The organism is Micromonospora sp. DT68 (genome assembly GCF_049847245.1).
Classification (GTDB): Bacteria; Actinomycetota; Actinomycetes; order Mycobacteriales; family Micromonosporaceae; genus Micromonospora; species Micromonospora profundi.
Window position 1 is genome coordinate 24,205 of the sequence record NZ_JBNCNZ010000019.1, and the last position, 12,756, is coordinate 36,960.

13 protein-coding genes and 1 riboswitch are annotated in these 12,756 nt (G+C 71.7%); of the genes, 9 read left to right on the forward strand and 4 right to left on the reverse strand.

Annotated features, from left to right (window positions below; genetic code table 11):
- Positions 1–102: 102 nt before the first annotated feature.
- The 4 genes from ACPXB1_RS26320 to ACPXB1_RS26335 all read left to right on the forward strand — a co-directional run bounded on the left by ACPXB1_RS26320 (position 103) and on the right by ACPXB1_RS26335 (position 3,313).
- Positions 103–684, forward strand: coding sequence for a MerR family transcriptional regulator (locus ACPXB1_RS26320; RefSeq protein WP_355596481.1), 582 nt, complete (start codon positions 103–105; stop codon positions 682–684).
- Positions 685–1,050: 366 nt separating this feature from the next.
- Positions 1,051–1,449: a group I truncated hemoglobin gene (locus ACPXB1_RS26325; protein ID WP_425735922.1), complete on the forward strand. Its 399-nt coding sequence runs from the start codon at positions 1,051–1,053 to the stop codon at positions 1,447–1,449.
- Between the two features lie 2 nt (positions 1,450–1,451).
- On the forward strand, positions 1,452–2,621 hold the full coding sequence (locus tag ACPXB1_RS26330) for a globin domain-containing protein (RefSeq protein WP_355596484.1): 1,170 nt from the start codon (positions 1,452–1,454) through the stop codon (positions 2,619–2,621).
- Positions 2,618–3,313: a DivIVA domain-containing protein gene (locus tag ACPXB1_RS26335; RefSeq protein WP_355596486.1), complete on the forward strand. Its 696-nt coding sequence runs from the start codon at positions 2,618–2,620 to the stop codon at positions 3,311–3,313. Before ACPXB1_RS26330 ends, ACPXB1_RS26335 begins: the two co-directional genes overlap by 4 nt.
- 42 nt (positions 3,314–3,355) lie before the next feature.
- Here ACPXB1_RS26335 and ACPXB1_RS26340 read toward each other — a convergent pair whose 3' ends face one another.
- The gene (locus ACPXB1_RS26340) at positions 3,356–4,012 is read right to left on the reverse strand and encodes an NAD(P)H-binding protein (protein ID WP_355596488.1); all 657 of its coding nucleotides are present in this window, start codon (positions 4,010–4,012) and stop codon (positions 3,356–3,358) included.
- A 92-nt stretch (positions 4,013–4,104) separates the two neighbouring features.
- On the opposite strand from ACPXB1_RS26340, the gene ACPXB1_RS26345 reads away from it, so the two are divergent.
- Positions 4,105–4,944 carry an NAD-dependent protein deacetylase gene (locus ACPXB1_RS26345; RefSeq protein WP_355628325.1) on the forward strand — a complete coding sequence of 280 codons (840 nt, stop codon included), beginning with the start codon at positions 4,105–4,107 and terminating at the stop codon, positions 4,942–4,944.
- A 60-nt stretch (positions 4,945–5,004) separates the two neighbouring features.
- A riboswitch (glycine riboswitch) is annotated at positions 5,005–5,103 on the forward strand.
- 75 nt (positions 5,104–5,178) lie between these two features.
- Entirely contained in the window at positions 5,179–8,007 is a 2,829-nt protein-coding gene (gcvP, locus tag ACPXB1_RS26350) for an aminomethyl-transferring glycine dehydrogenase (RefSeq protein ID WP_425735923.1), read from the forward strand.
- A 142-nt stretch (positions 8,008–8,149) separates the two neighbouring features.
- Here gcvP and ACPXB1_RS26355 read toward each other — a convergent pair whose 3' ends face one another.
- A complete protein-coding gene (locus ACPXB1_RS26355) occupies positions 8,150–8,350 on the reverse strand; it encodes a DUF5999 family protein (RefSeq protein ID WP_053661069.1) in 201 nt (66 codons plus the stop codon).
- A 123-nt stretch (positions 8,351–8,473) separates the two neighbouring features.
- On the opposite strand from ACPXB1_RS26355, the gene ACPXB1_RS26360 reads away from it, so the two are divergent.
- Both ACPXB1_RS26360 and ACPXB1_RS26365 read left to right on the forward strand, forming a co-directional pair.
- Entirely contained in the window at positions 8,474–9,694 is a 1,221-nt protein-coding gene (locus ACPXB1_RS26360) for a chorismate-binding protein (RefSeq protein ID WP_425735924.1), read from the forward strand.
- Between the two features lie 4 nt (positions 9,695–9,698).
- Complete coding sequence (locus ACPXB1_RS26365; protein WP_355596496.1) at positions 9,699–10,208, forward strand: peptide deformylase; 510 nt, start codon at positions 9,699–9,701, stop codon at positions 10,206–10,208.
- A gap of 4 nt (positions 10,209–10,212) precedes the next feature.
- Here the strand turns inward: ACPXB1_RS26365 and ACPXB1_RS26370 are convergent, their stop codons facing one another.
- A complete protein-coding gene (locus ACPXB1_RS26370) occupies positions 10,213–10,983 on the reverse strand; it encodes a GNAT family N-acetyltransferase (protein WP_355596498.1) in 771 nt (256 codons plus the stop codon).
- Positions 10,983–11,756, reverse strand: a complete 774-nt coding sequence (locus ACPXB1_RS26375) for a sulfite exporter TauE/SafE family protein (protein ID WP_355628328.1) — start codon at positions 11,754–11,756, stop codon at positions 10,983–10,985. Before ACPXB1_RS26375 ends, ACPXB1_RS26370 begins: the two co-directional genes overlap by 1 nt.
- Positions 11,757–11,938: 182 nt before the next feature.
- On the opposite strand from ACPXB1_RS26375, the gene ACPXB1_RS26380 reads away from it, so the two are divergent.
- Entirely contained in the window at positions 11,939–12,718 is a 780-nt protein-coding gene (locus ACPXB1_RS26380) for an endonuclease/exonuclease/phosphatase family protein (protein ID WP_355596502.1), read from the forward strand.
- Positions 12,719–12,756 lie beyond the last annotated feature (38 nt).

A 12,756-nucleotide genomic window follows, 5' to 3' on the forward strand; every position in this document is an offset into this window, starting at 1 on the left:
GTTTCTCCGTGGTAACTCCTGAGCGTGGCGATAGGGTTGCCGTGTCGAGGGGTGCGCGTCCCGGAAGCGACGCGTCGCCGCACTGACGGGGAGGTTGTCCGGATGCACGAGCCGCAGGATTCCGATCCGGGTGCACAGTTGAGTGAGCCGGGTGTCTCGGCGACTGAGAGTGATGGCTCGGTGGGCTACCGAGGTGTGACGGCTTGTCACGCGGTGGGCATCAGTTATCGGCAGTTGGATTACTGGGCGCGGACGACGCTTGTGGTGCCGAGCGTGCGGGACGCTTCGGGCTCGGGGACGCAACGGTTGTATTCGTTCCGGGACCTTGTGGTGTTGAAGGTCGTGAAGCGGTTGTTGGATGCGGGGGTGTCCCTGCAGAACATCCGTAAGGCGATCGAGGCGTTGCGGTCGCGTGGTGTGGAGGATCTGGCGGGGATCACGCTGATCTCTGATGGGACGACGGTGTACGAGTGCCGGTCTCCGGAGGAGGTGGTCGACCTGTTGCAGGGTGGCCAGGGTGTGTTCGGGATCGCGATCGGTGGGGCTTTCAAGGAGATCCAGGGGTCGTTGTCGCATCTGCCGGCGGAGCCGGCGAGTGGCCCTGCGGAGCCGGCGGTGGCGCCCGAGGTGGAGTCGGTGGCCGACGAGTTGGCGGCCCGGCGGGCGCGGCGGCGCGCGGGCTGAGTCCCGTCCCCGCTGTTGCGGGTTTTCTTTCGCAGTCCTTTGGTTGACTTCGTCTTCTGGGGATTCGCGGTGTCCGAGCGCGTCGGATGCCCCGGTTTCAAGCGAGCCGACCCGTGGCGCTGGTGTTGCCCCGCGGGTCGGGGGTCCACTGTGGGTTCCGGTCATGGGCTCTGACCTGGCTGTGGTGACTCTGCGTGTGTGGCGTTGTCGGGAATCGGATAGGGGGGCCCTGACCGGGCGTCAGCGGCACGCTATCGTCCGACACGGTCCATCGGTGTGGCGCCGTGGCATGAAGGTGTTGCGCCGGTGTCCGTTGCCCCTGCGCGCTGACCCGGCGCGACCCCTCCATCCCTGGAAGGAACGACCGTGACGGTTACGCAAGAAACCGCTCCCTCCTCGCACTACGACCGCATTGGCGGTGCGAACGCTGTGAAGGCGGCCGTCGAGCTGTTCTACGACAAGGTGCTCGCCGATCCTGAGCTGGCGGCCTATTTCACCTCTGTGGACATGGCGGCTCAGCGGCGGCACCTCGCGTTGATGCTGGCGGTGGTGTTGGGTGGCCCGAACGAGTACGCGGGTCGCGGGTTGGCCGAGGCGCACCAGCCGTTGGGTATCACCGGGGGGCAGTACGCCATGGTCGGTGGGCACCTGAGCGCGGCGTTGACCGAGTTGGGTGTGCCCGGGGACATTCTGGCCGACGTGCAGGCGGTGCTGGCGCAGGTTCAGGATCAGGTGGTGGCCGCCGGGACGCGTCCGGGCGCCTGAGCGTGGACGCGGCCCGACTCAAGCAGAGTTGGTCCCAGGTCGCCGGGCACGGCGATCAGGTTCCGCTCTTTTTCTATTCGACGTTGTTTCTGGCCCACCCGGAGACTCGGCAGATGTTCCCCACGAACATGGCCGGTCAGCGGGACCGCCTCGTCACCGCGTTGGGGCACATTGTGTCGCATGTGGACCAGGTGGACCGGCTTGTGGGTTATCTGCAGGATCTGGGGGCGGACCACCGGAAGTTCGCGGTCCGCGCCGAGCACTATCCGGCGGTCGGTGAGGCGCTGCTGGCGACGTTGCAGCATTTCCTGGCGGAGCAGTGGACCGACGAGTTGGCCCAGGACTGGGCTGCGGCGTACGGGCTGGTCGCGCAGGTGATGACGGAGGCGGCGCAGGCGGCGGAGGCGGTGAATCCGCCGTGGTGGGTGGCGGAGATCGTGGCCCATGAGCGGCGGGCGTTCGACGTGGCGGTGTTGACGTTACGTCCGCAGTACCTGTTGCCGTTCACGCCGGGTCAGTCGATAGGGGTGTCGCATCCGTCGGTGCGGTCGTGGCGGTACTACTCGCCGGCGAACGCTCCCCGCGCGGACGGCACTGTGGAGTTGCATGTGCGGGCCGCGCCGGGTGGTGCGGTGTCGTCGCGGCTGGTGTATGGGTCGTCGGTGGGTGACCGGGTGCATCTGGCTGCGCCGGTGGGGGAGCGGTTGGCGTTGTGGTCGGCCGGCTCCAGCGATCTGTTGTTGCTGGCGGCGGGCACCGGCTGGGCGCCGGTGAAGGCGTTGGTGGAGCAGGTCGCCGCGGAGGGTTCCCATCGTCGGGTGGATCTGTACGTGGGGGCTCGTTCGCGCAGCGAGTTCTATGACAGTGACGCGATCGACAAGTTGGCGTCGTCGTGTCCGTGGTTGACGGTGACGTATGTGGTGGGTGCGGATGTGAACCGGCCTGGGGAGTTCGTGCACGCGGTGGACCGGGCGTTGGCCGATGGTGACTGGCGTTCGCGGCACGTGTACGTGTGTGGGTCCGACGAGATGGTGTCGCATTCGGTGCAGGCGTTGGCGCGGGCGGGTTTCCACGCCGGTCAGGTGCACCACGAGGGTTTGGGCGCGCAGTGGTACGGCCCGGCGTGGCGTACGGCGGTGCGGCAGCAGTCGAGCGAGAGGGGTGAGCAGTGAGCGCGACCCCGATCAGCCGGTACGACGGTGTGCAGGTCTCCGGTGGTGTGCAGGTGCGGATGACGGCCGACCGGGTACGGCGGTGGGAGTTCGGTACGGCGCCGTTCGCGCGGCGCGGCTATGACAGCGCCGACGTGGACCGGTTCCGGGTGCAGGTCGCCGACGAGCTGGATCTGATGGCGACGCAGATCGCGAACCTGCGGGCGGAGAACGAGCGCCTCACCGACCGGGTGGAGTTGCACCGGCACGGGGTGATCCCGAGCGCGGGTGCGGTGGCGAAGACCCCGGCGGCGAAGGAGGTGAATCTGCTGTCGGCGGCGCAGCGGGAGGCGGAGCAGATCATCGCGCAGGCGCACGACTACGCGCGGCGGGTCGCCGAGTACGCCCGGGTGCAGTACGAGAGTTACATGCGGGCGGCGGCGGAGGAGGCGAAGTTGGAGGCGGAGCGGGCGGTGGCGGACTACCGCGCGTCGGCCGGGCCGAGCTTCGACGATTCGGTGGCGACCCGGGAGGCGTTGCGGATCTTCGGGGAGATGATGGTGTCGCACATGCAGGCGGCGGCGCGTCATCTCGACGAGGGCAGTGAGCAGTTGGCGCGGACGATGGATCGGATCGCCGCGCAGACGCCTGGTGGGCCGTTCGTGGACAGTGCGCCGGGTCAGACGGCGTTGCCGCGGCACCACCAGCGCTGAGGTGTGTGACCGGTGGGGTCCGCCGACAGCGGATCCCACCGGTCAGGTGCGGGTGGCGTCGACGGCGTCGGCGATGGGTGTCGGTCCGGCGACGAGTTCCAGTGTCGCGCCTGCGGTGTGGGGTGCGTCCAGGAGCGCGGCGAGGACGAGGGCGACGTCGGCGCGGCTGATCGCGCCGCTGCCGGCGTGGCGGGTGAGGGTGACGTGGCCTGTCGGGTCGTCGTCGGTGAGTCGGCCGGGGCGCAGCACCGTCCAGGCGAGGTCGCGGGCGCGCAGGTCGTCCTCGGCGGCGCGTTTGGCCAGCAGGTACGCGGCCCACACGTCGTCGGTGCCGGGGCTTGGTGGCTTGTCCACGCCCATGGAGGACACCAGCAGGTAGCGGTGGACGCCGGCGTGGGTGGCGGCGTCGGCGAGGAGCGCGGCGGCGCCCCGGTCGACGGTGTCCTTGCGGGCGGCGCCGCTGCCGGGGCCGGCTCCGGCAGCGAAGATCACCGCGTCGGCGCCGTCGAGGTGCGCGGCGAGGTCGGTGACGTCGGTGTGTTCGAGGTCGCAGACGACCGGGGTGGCGCCGGCGGCGCGCAGCGCGGGCGCCTGGTCGGGGTTGCGGATGAGGCCGACGGTGGTGTCGCCCCGGTCGGCGAGGTGACGCTCCAGCAGTCGGGCGATCTTGCCGTGGCCTCCGGCGATGACGATGCGCATCGTTTCAACGTACCGGCCGGGGCCGGTCGCGGCTCGTGCACTGCTGAGGGCGGGGTTGGTCGGCGGTGGGCGGGCTGAGGCAGCATGGTGGGGTGACCGACAGCCTCGACGCGTTGACCTCGCTGCTGGCCGGTGGGCGGGTGGTGGTGCTCAGTGGGGCGGGCCTGTCCACCGAGTCGGGCATCCCGGATTACCGGGGGCCCAGCGGCGTGGCCCGCCGGCACACGCCCATGACGTTCCAGGCGTTCACCGGCGATGCTTTGGCGCGGCGGCGGTACTGGGCGCGGAGTCATCTGGGGTGGCGGTTGATCGCGCGGGCCGCGCCGAACGCCGGGCATCGGGCGGTGGCGCGGCTGCAACACGCCGGTCTGGTCGACGCGGTGATCACCCAGAACGTGGACGGGTTGCACGGCGCCGCCGGCAGCGCGCCGGTGGTGGAGTTGCACGGCCGCCTGGACGAGGTGACCTGCCTGGACTGCGGCAACCTGACGTCCCGGGAGGAGGTGGACCGGCGGCTGCGCGAGGCGAACCCGGACTTCGTGGCGCAGGTCGACGCGGTCAACCCGGACGGTGATGTGGATCTCCCCGACGAGCAGGTGGCCGGTTTCCGGCCGGTGGACTGCGGGATCTGTCAGACAGGCATGCTGAAACCGGACGTGGTGTTCTTCGGTGAGACGGTGCCGCCGCAGCGGGTCGCGCGGTGTTTCGACCTGGTGGAGCAGGCGCGGGCGTTGGTGGTGTTGGGCTCGTCGTTGACGGTGATGTCGGGTCGCCGGTTCGTGATCCGGGCGGCGAAAAACGGCATTCCGGTCGCGATTGTCAACCAGGGGCCGACCCGTGGTGACGGGTACGCCACAGTGTGCGTGGACGCGCCGTTGGGTGTGGTGCTGCCCGCGCTTGCCGACCGGGTCGCCGCCGGGGCGTGGGTGTGACGGTCCGGGGGTAGGACATCGGCTCGAAACACCGGCGCTGGTAGCGTTGACCGCGCCGGTAACACCCACGTGGGAGAGACCGCCCGACAGCACCCGGGGCGGCGCCGAAGGGGCAAATCCTCCCCGGAACCTCTCAGGCAAAAGGACCTCGTGGGCAGGCACTGTGGAGCGCCCCTGTAGGGGTGCGACAGAGGGGGAGGCCGACACGTCGACCTCGCCCCGGGAGTGCCACTGATGACCGTTGAGCAGTTCGCCACCCGTCACATCGGTCCCGGACCGGACGATGAGCGCCGCATGTTGGAGGTCGTCGGGCACGGCTCGGTCGACGAGCTGATGGACGCGGCGATTCCCGAGGTGATCCGCTGGCACGGCACGCTGGACCTGCCGGAGGCGGCCACCGAGGCCGAGGCGATCGCCGAGCTGCGGGCCCTGGCGGCGCGTAACACCGTCGCCGTGTCGATGATCGGCCTGGGGTATCACGGCACGCACACTCCGGCGGTGATCCGCCGCAACGTCCTGGAGGACCCGGCCTGGTACACGGCGTACACGCCGTACCAGCCGGAGATCAGCCAGGGCCGCCTGGAGGCGCTGCTGAACTTCCAGACGATGGTCACCGACCTGACCGGGCTGGCCACCGCGAACGCCTCCATGCTCGACGAGGGCACCGCCGCCGCGGAGGCCATGACCCTGGCCCGCCGGGCGTCCAAGAGCAAGAGCCGTGTGTACGTCGTCGACGCCGACGCGCTGCCGCAGACCATCGCGGTGATCGCCAGCCGGGCGGAGCCGCTGGGCATCGAGGTGCGGGTCGTCGACGTCGAGCGCGACGAGCTGCCGCAGGAGTTCTTCGGCCTGCACCTGCAGTACCCGGGGGCGTCCGGGGCGGTCCGTGACCACTGCGCCCTCGTGCAGGCCGCGCACACCGTCGGGGCCCTCGTCACCGTCGCCGCGGACCTGCTGGCGTTGACGCTGCTGCGCGCTCCGGGCGAGATCGGCGTGGACATCGCCGCCGGCACCACGCAGCGGTTCGGCGTACCGATGGGCTTCGGTGGGCCGCACGCCGGCTACCTGGCGGTGCGCTCGGGCCTGGAGCGGATGCTTCCCGGCCGGCTGGTCGGTGTGTCCCGTGACGCCGACGGCAACCCCGCCTACCGGTTGGCGTTGCAGACCCGTGAGCAGCACATCCGTCGGGAGAAGGCGACGAGCAACATCTGCACCGCGCAGGTGCTGCTGGCGGTGATGGCCGGCATGTACGCCGTCTACCACGGCCCGGACGGGCTGCGGGACATCGCGACGCGTACCCATGCGATGGCGGCGCGGCTCGCGGCCGGGCTGCGCGCCGGTGGCGTGCGGGTCGCGGACGTCGCGTTCTTCGACACGATCACCGCGAGCGTGCCCGGTCGGGCGGAGCAGGTCGTCGCGGCCGCCGCCGAGCGTGGGGTGAACCTGCGGCTTGTCGACGCCGACCGGGTGGGTGTGTCCTGCGACGAGACGACGACTGTGGCGCACCTGCAGGCGGTGTGGGCGGCGTTCGGGGTGCCGGCGTTCGACGGCGACGGCGACGGCGACACGGCGCTGCCGGCCGACCTGGCCCGGACGAGCGACTTCCTCACCCACCCGGTGTTTGGCAGTCACCACTCGGAGACGGCGATGCTGCGCTACCTGCGGCGGCTGTCGGACTTCGACTACGCGCTGGACCGGGGCATGATCCCGTTGGGGTCGTGCACGATGAAGCTCAACGCGACCACCGAGATGGAGCCGATCTCCTGGGCGGAGTTCGCCCACATCCATCCGTTCGCGCCGGACTCCCAGACCGCCGGCTACCGGGAGATGATCGGCCAGTTGGAGTCGTGGCTGGCCGAGGTGACCGGCTACGACGCGGTGAGCGTGCAGCCCAACGCCGGGTCGCAGGGTGAGCTGGCGGGGCTGCTGGCGATCCGCTCCTACCACGCGTCGCGGGGCGAGTCGCACCGCGACGTGTGCCTCATCCCGTCGTCGGCGCACGGCACCAACGCGGCGTCGGCGGTGATGGCCGGCATGCGGGTCGTCGTGGTGGCCTGCGACGACGACGGCAACGTCGACCTGGTCGACCTCGACGCGAAGATCGACAAGCACCGCGACGCGCTCGCCGCGATCATGGTGACGTACCCGTCGACGCACGGCGTGTACGAGACGGGCATCGCGTCGCTGTGCGCGAAGGTCCACGACGCCGGCGGGCAGGTGTACGTCGACGGGGCCAACCTCAACGCGCTTGTCGGGTTCGCCAAGCCGGGGAAGTTCGGCGCGGACGTGTCGCACCTGAACCTGCACAAGACGTTCTGCATCCCCCACGGCGGCGGCGGCCCCGGTGTGGGTCCGGTGGCGGTGCGTTCCCACCTGGCGCCGTTCCTGCCCGGCGACCCGCTCGGCGCGCACGTCGATGCGACGCCGGCGATCTCGGCGGCGAAGTACGGGTCGGCGGGGATCCTGCCGATCCCGTGGGCGTACCTGCGGATGATGGGCGCTGCCGGTCTGACCCGGGCCACCGGCGTGGCGGTGCTCGCCGCGAACTACGTGGCGGCGCGGCTGCGCGGGCACTACCCGGTGCTGTACGCCGGCAACAAGGGCCTGGTGGCGCACGAGTGCATCCTTGACCTGCGGCCGTTGACGAAGGCCACGGGTGTGAGCGTGGACGACGTGGCGAAGCGGCTCATCGACTACGGCTTCCACGCGCCCACGATGTCGTTCCCCGTGGCGGGGACGCTGATGGTGGAGCCGACCGAGAGTGAGGACCTGGCCGAACTGGACCGGTTCTGCGACGCGATGATCGCGATCCGCGCGGAGATCGACCAGGTCGCCTCGGGGCAGTGGCCGGCGGGCGACAACCCCCTGGCGAACGCGCCGCACACCGCGGCGATGGTCAGCGGTGACGACTGGCCGCACCCGTACCCGCGGTCGGTGGGCGCGTATCCGGCCGGCGTGGACCGGGCGGGGAAGTACTGGCCGCCGGTGCGGCGTGTCGACGGCGCGTACGGCGACCGGAACCTGGTCTGCTCGTGCCCGTCGCCGGAGGCGTTCGAGGACTGACACCGCCGGAGGCTCTGGCGACGGCGGGCCGGGGCGGGCGGTGTGTGCCGCCCCGGCAGCCGCGCTGACCTGGGCTCGGGTGTCCCGTACCGGGGGACTAGCCTGGGTCGGCGGCGGCGATTCGGTGACGCTGGGTGGTCAATCAGGCCGCGAGGGCGTGTCGGGCGGGGCCGCGGTGCGGGGCGATGCTGCTGCCGTCGGGGAGCAGCTCACCGGTGTCCTCGAAAACGATGACACCGTTGCAGAGCAGGCTCCAGCCCTGCTCAGGGAAGCAGGCGAGGACCCGGGCGGCGTCCCGGTCAGTGGCTTCGGCGGAAGGGCAGGTCGGTTGGTGCTGGCACATCGGGTTCTCCGGACTGTGGGGGCACTGTGTCATGGTTCACATGACCAGTGACGCACAGTACCAAGTGAAAGTGTCCAGCATCGAGCAGGTGTCGGTCTTGTGTACGGGAAATCCACTGAACGGATGAGGAAGATCAGTCCATACGGCGTGGAAACGCTCCCAGAGGTGCTGGTCGATGCGCCAGCGGCCCCCGCCGGGTGCCGCGGGGCGCTCGTCGAACGCGCCCGTCTGCACTGGCGCCGCACCGACGGAGGCGACCCCGCCGCGCTCGCGCAGGAGTTCCTCGCCGCGCACGGGCTGCCCCTGCACGACCTGGCCCGACCCACACCCACCGGCCACCGCACCGACACCGGCCTCTGCGGCGCCGCCCTGTACCTGTCCGCCGCCGCCGGCGCGCACCTGACCGGCGGCCCACAGGGCAACGCCGAGCCCGCACCCGCCCTGCCCGACCTCGCCGTCGTCGTCTACCACCACCGCCCGCGCACCACCCCGGCCAGCGGCCCACCCGCAGGCTGGTGGCTCGGCGACTGGGCCGAGAGCTGGACACCCACCCAACACGCCCACGCCGTCGACGCCGTCCGCGCCGCCATCGGCCGCGGCGACGTCTACCAGACCAACCTCGTCGGCCACGCCGCCGCCCGCTACACCGGCGACCCGATCCCCGCCCTGCGACGCCTCGGCGGCCTGCCCGGCGCCCGCTACGGCGGCGTACTCACCGGCGACGGCTGGGCCATCGGCTGCGCCTCACCGGAAACCCTCATCGAAGCCCACGACGGGCAACTGATCACCCGACCCATCAAGGGCACCCGCCCCGCCACCCCCGCCGGCCGCGCCGAACTGCTCGCCAGCGCCAAGGAACGCGCCGAACACATCATGATCGTCGACCTGGAACGCAACGACCTCGCCCGCGTCGCCCGCACCGGCACCGTCGAGGTCGACGACCTGTTCGCCGTACGCCGCTGGTGCGACCTGTGGCAGGCCGAGTCGACAGTCCGCGCCCACGCCGCCGACGGCCTCGGCCTGGCCGACCTGCTGCGCGCCACCTGCCCCGGCGGCTCCGTCACCGGCGCACCCAAACACGCCGCCCTCACCCAGATCGCCGCCCTCGAACCCGTCGGCCGGGGCGCCAGCATGGGCGCCCTCGGCTGGGTCGCCCCCGGCCGCGTCGACCTCGGCCTGACCATCCGCACCGCCGCCGCCGACGGCGACCGGCTGCACACCTGGGCCGGCGGCGGCATCACCTGGGACAGCGACGCCCACGCCGAGGTCGCCGAAGCCGCGGCGAAAACCGCACCGATCCGCGCCACCCTCGCCGGGCAACCGCCACCACCGCCGATACGCTGACCCCATGACCATGCGGCCCATCCGGATCATCGGCGACCCCGTCCTGCGCACCGACTGCGAACCGGTGACCAGCTTCGACGCCGAACTGCGCGCCCTCGTGGCCGACCTGATGGACACCCTGCTCGGCGCACCCGGCCGCGCCGGCGTCGCCGCACCCCAGATCGGCGTCAGCGCCCAGGTGTTCGTCTACGACGCCGACGGGCACCGCGGCCACCTCGTCAACCCCACACTGGAACTGTCCGACGAACTCCAGGACGACGAGGAGGGCTGCCTGTCCATCCCCGGGCTGTACTTCCCGACCCGACGCGCCCTGCACGCCACCGCCCACGGCGTGGACCAGCACGGCGAACCACTCACCATCTCCGGCAGCGGCTTCCTGGCCCGCGCCCTGCAACACGAGACCGACCACCTGCGCGGCACCCTCTACGTCGACACCCTGCGCGGCGACATCCGCCGCCGCGCCCTGCGCGAGATCCGCGCCGGCCGGTTCGACTCACCCAGCCGCCCCCGCTGACCGGCTACCGGGCCGTCACCACACACTCGTCGAAGTCGGCCACCCGGGTGAACCCCACCCGCTCGTACAGCCGCACCGCCGCTGCGTTGTCCGCCTTCACGTTCAACGTGACGTGCTCGACGCTCTCGCGCAGCCGTACACACAGCGCCGCCACCACCGCCGCGCCCAACCCCCGGCCCCGCCACCGCGGATGCGTCGTCACGTTGCCCAACGCCGCCACCCGGTAGGTCCGCGAGAACACGTGCACACCCGCCACCGCCACCAGCTCACCGCCCTCGCGCACCCCCAGGTACTGCCCGGTGTCCAGCATCCGCGCGTCGAACCAGTTACCCGGGTACGCCCGCGCGTACAGCTCGCGCAACTGCGGCAGATCCGCCGCACCCAACTGCGTGCCGGCAGGCGGCACCGCCGCCAGCCGCGCCGGATCGGTAAGCGCCATCCGATGATGCCGGCCAGCAGCACCCACCCGGAACGACCCGTCCAGCGCCTCGGCGAGGCCGGGGGACAGGTGCGCGTACAGCCGGGCCGGCAGCACCGGCGCCGCCTCGGCCAACAACGCCGCCAGCTCCGCCCGCCCGTCCGGCGCCGCGAGCGCCACAAGCGTCGGCGGATCCATACCGTGATACAGCAGGATCACCTGTTCACCCCGGCGAAACCACGACGTGTACGGCCAGAGGAAATCGTCCAGATCACCCAACTGGTACGCGTGCAGCACCGGGTCCCGCCCCAGCAGCCGCGCCAGGACCGCCCGGTCGTGCTCGGCCACCACCGGCATCAGCGGGCCACCCACTGGTCGTAGCCCAACTTCGTCACCAGCGCCAACACCACCACCAGCAGGACGATCCGCACGAACCCCGAGCCGCGCCGCAACGCCATCCGCGCACCCAGCACCGCACCGGCGATGTTGCACACCGCCATCGCCGCGCCCAACAACCACCACACGTGCCCGGTCACCCCGAACACCACGAGCGCACCCAGGTTCGTGCCCGCGTTGACGACCTTCGCCATCGCCGAGCCGTGCACGAAGTCCGCACCCACCACCATCGTGAACGCCAACACCAGGAACGTGCCGGTGCCCGGCCCGATCAACCCGTCGTACAGGGCGATGCCCACCCCGGCCACCGCGATCACCACAGCCACCCGCGCCGGGGTACGCCGCGCCGGCTGCGCCACCACCCCGAGGCGGGGCCGCAGCAGCACGAACAGCGCCACCGACACCAGCACCACCAACACCACAGGCCGGTACGCCGACGCCGGCACCGCACCCGCCAACGCCGCACCCACACCCGCGCTGAGCACCGCGAACCCCGCCGCCGGCCCTACCACCCGCCAGTCGATCTTGGTGCGCCGCGCGTACGTCGCCGCCGCCGTCGCCGTACCGAAGATTGCCGCCATCTTGTTGGTGCCCAACGCCGTCGCCACCGGCAACCCCGGCGCCGCCACCAGCAACGCCGGCAGCAGCAGCAACCCGCCACCGCCGACCACGGCATCGACCCACCCGGCCATCGCGGCAGCGGCCAGCAGCGTACTCAGCGTCACGGCGTCCACGGCCGGCAATTCTCCCCACCCCACGCCTCTGACCGGCGCCCAAGTGGCCAGCCTCACCCGTCACCGACCCCGCGCCCGCCGCAGCCACACCCCCAACGCGCCGATCGCCACGAACACCAGCACCGAACACAGCAGCAGCTTCACCACCGGGCAACCATGCCACGGGGACGTAGGGTGCAGGTGTGCGCCTGGCCACCTTCAACCTGCTGCACGGACGATCCCTCACCGACGGGCTCGTCGACCCCGACCGCCTCGCCGACGCCGTACACGCCCTCGACGCCGACGTCCTCGCCCTTCAGGAAGTCGACCGCGACCAGAGCCGCAGCGGCCACCTCGACCTCACCGCCATCGCCGCCCGCGCCCTCGACGCGCCGCACCACCGCTTCGCCGCCGCCGTCGTCGGCACCCCCGGCGAACAGTTCCGCCCACTGCGCCACGACGACGACGGCCACGGCGAACCCTGCTACGGCATCGGCCTGATCAGCCGTCACCCCGTCCGCAGCTGGCACGTCACCCGCCTCAAACCCGCGCCCGTACGATCCCCGGTCTACGTCCCCGGCCCCGGCGGCGGCCTCATCCTGCTGCACGACGAACCCCGCGTCGTCCTCGCCGCCGTCCTGGACACCCCGCACGGCCCACTCACCGTCGCCGCGACCCACCTGTCCTTCGTCCCCGGCTGGAACGCCCACCAACTCCGCCGCACCATCCGCGCCCTGCGCGCCCTGCCTGGCCCCCGCGTCCTGCTCGGCGACCTCAACCTGCCCGCCGGCCCGGCGCGGCTCATCACCGGCTGGCGCCCCCTGGGCCGCCGCCCCACCTACCCCTCCGGGCAGCCCCGCGTGCAACTCGACCACATCCTCGCCGACCGGCACGCCCTCGCCGAACTCCCACCGGTACGCGCCGTCACCGCACCGCTGTCCACCATCTCCGACCACCGCCCCCTGCTGGTCGACCTCGGCTGAAAGCGAGCACTTCGGCCCCGCGAGCGCAAGATTCCCTC

Bases quoted from the DNA above. Each gene is read 5' to 3' on its own strand.
- gcvP (WP_425735923.1), top strand. From the start codon at position 5,179: ATGACCGTTGAGCAGTTCGCCACCCGTCACATCGGTCCCGGACCGGAC.
- ACPXB1_RS26320 (WP_355596481.1), top strand. From the start codon at position 103: ATGCACGAGCCGCAGGATTCCGATCCGGGTGCACAGTTGAGTGAGCCG.
- ACPXB1_RS26365 (WP_355596496.1), top strand. From the start codon at position 9,699: ATGACCATGCGGCCCATCCGGATCATCGGCGACCCCGTCCTGCGCACC.
- ACPXB1_RS26340 (WP_355596488.1), bottom strand. From the start codon at position 4,012: ATGCGCATCGTCATCGCCGGAGGCCACGGCAAGATCGCCCGACTGCTG.
- ACPXB1_RS26360 (WP_425735924.1), top strand. From the start codon at position 8,474: ATGAGGAAGATCAGTCCATACGGCGTGGAAACGCTCCCAGAGGTGCTG.
- ACPXB1_RS26370 (WP_355596498.1), bottom strand. From the start codon at position 10,983: ATGCCGGTGGTGGCCGAGCACGACCGGGCGGTCCTGGCGCGGCTGCTG.
- ACPXB1_RS26355 (WP_053661069.1), bottom strand. From the start codon at position 8,350: ATGTGCCAGCACCAACCGACCTGCCCTTCCGCCGAAGCCACTGACCGG.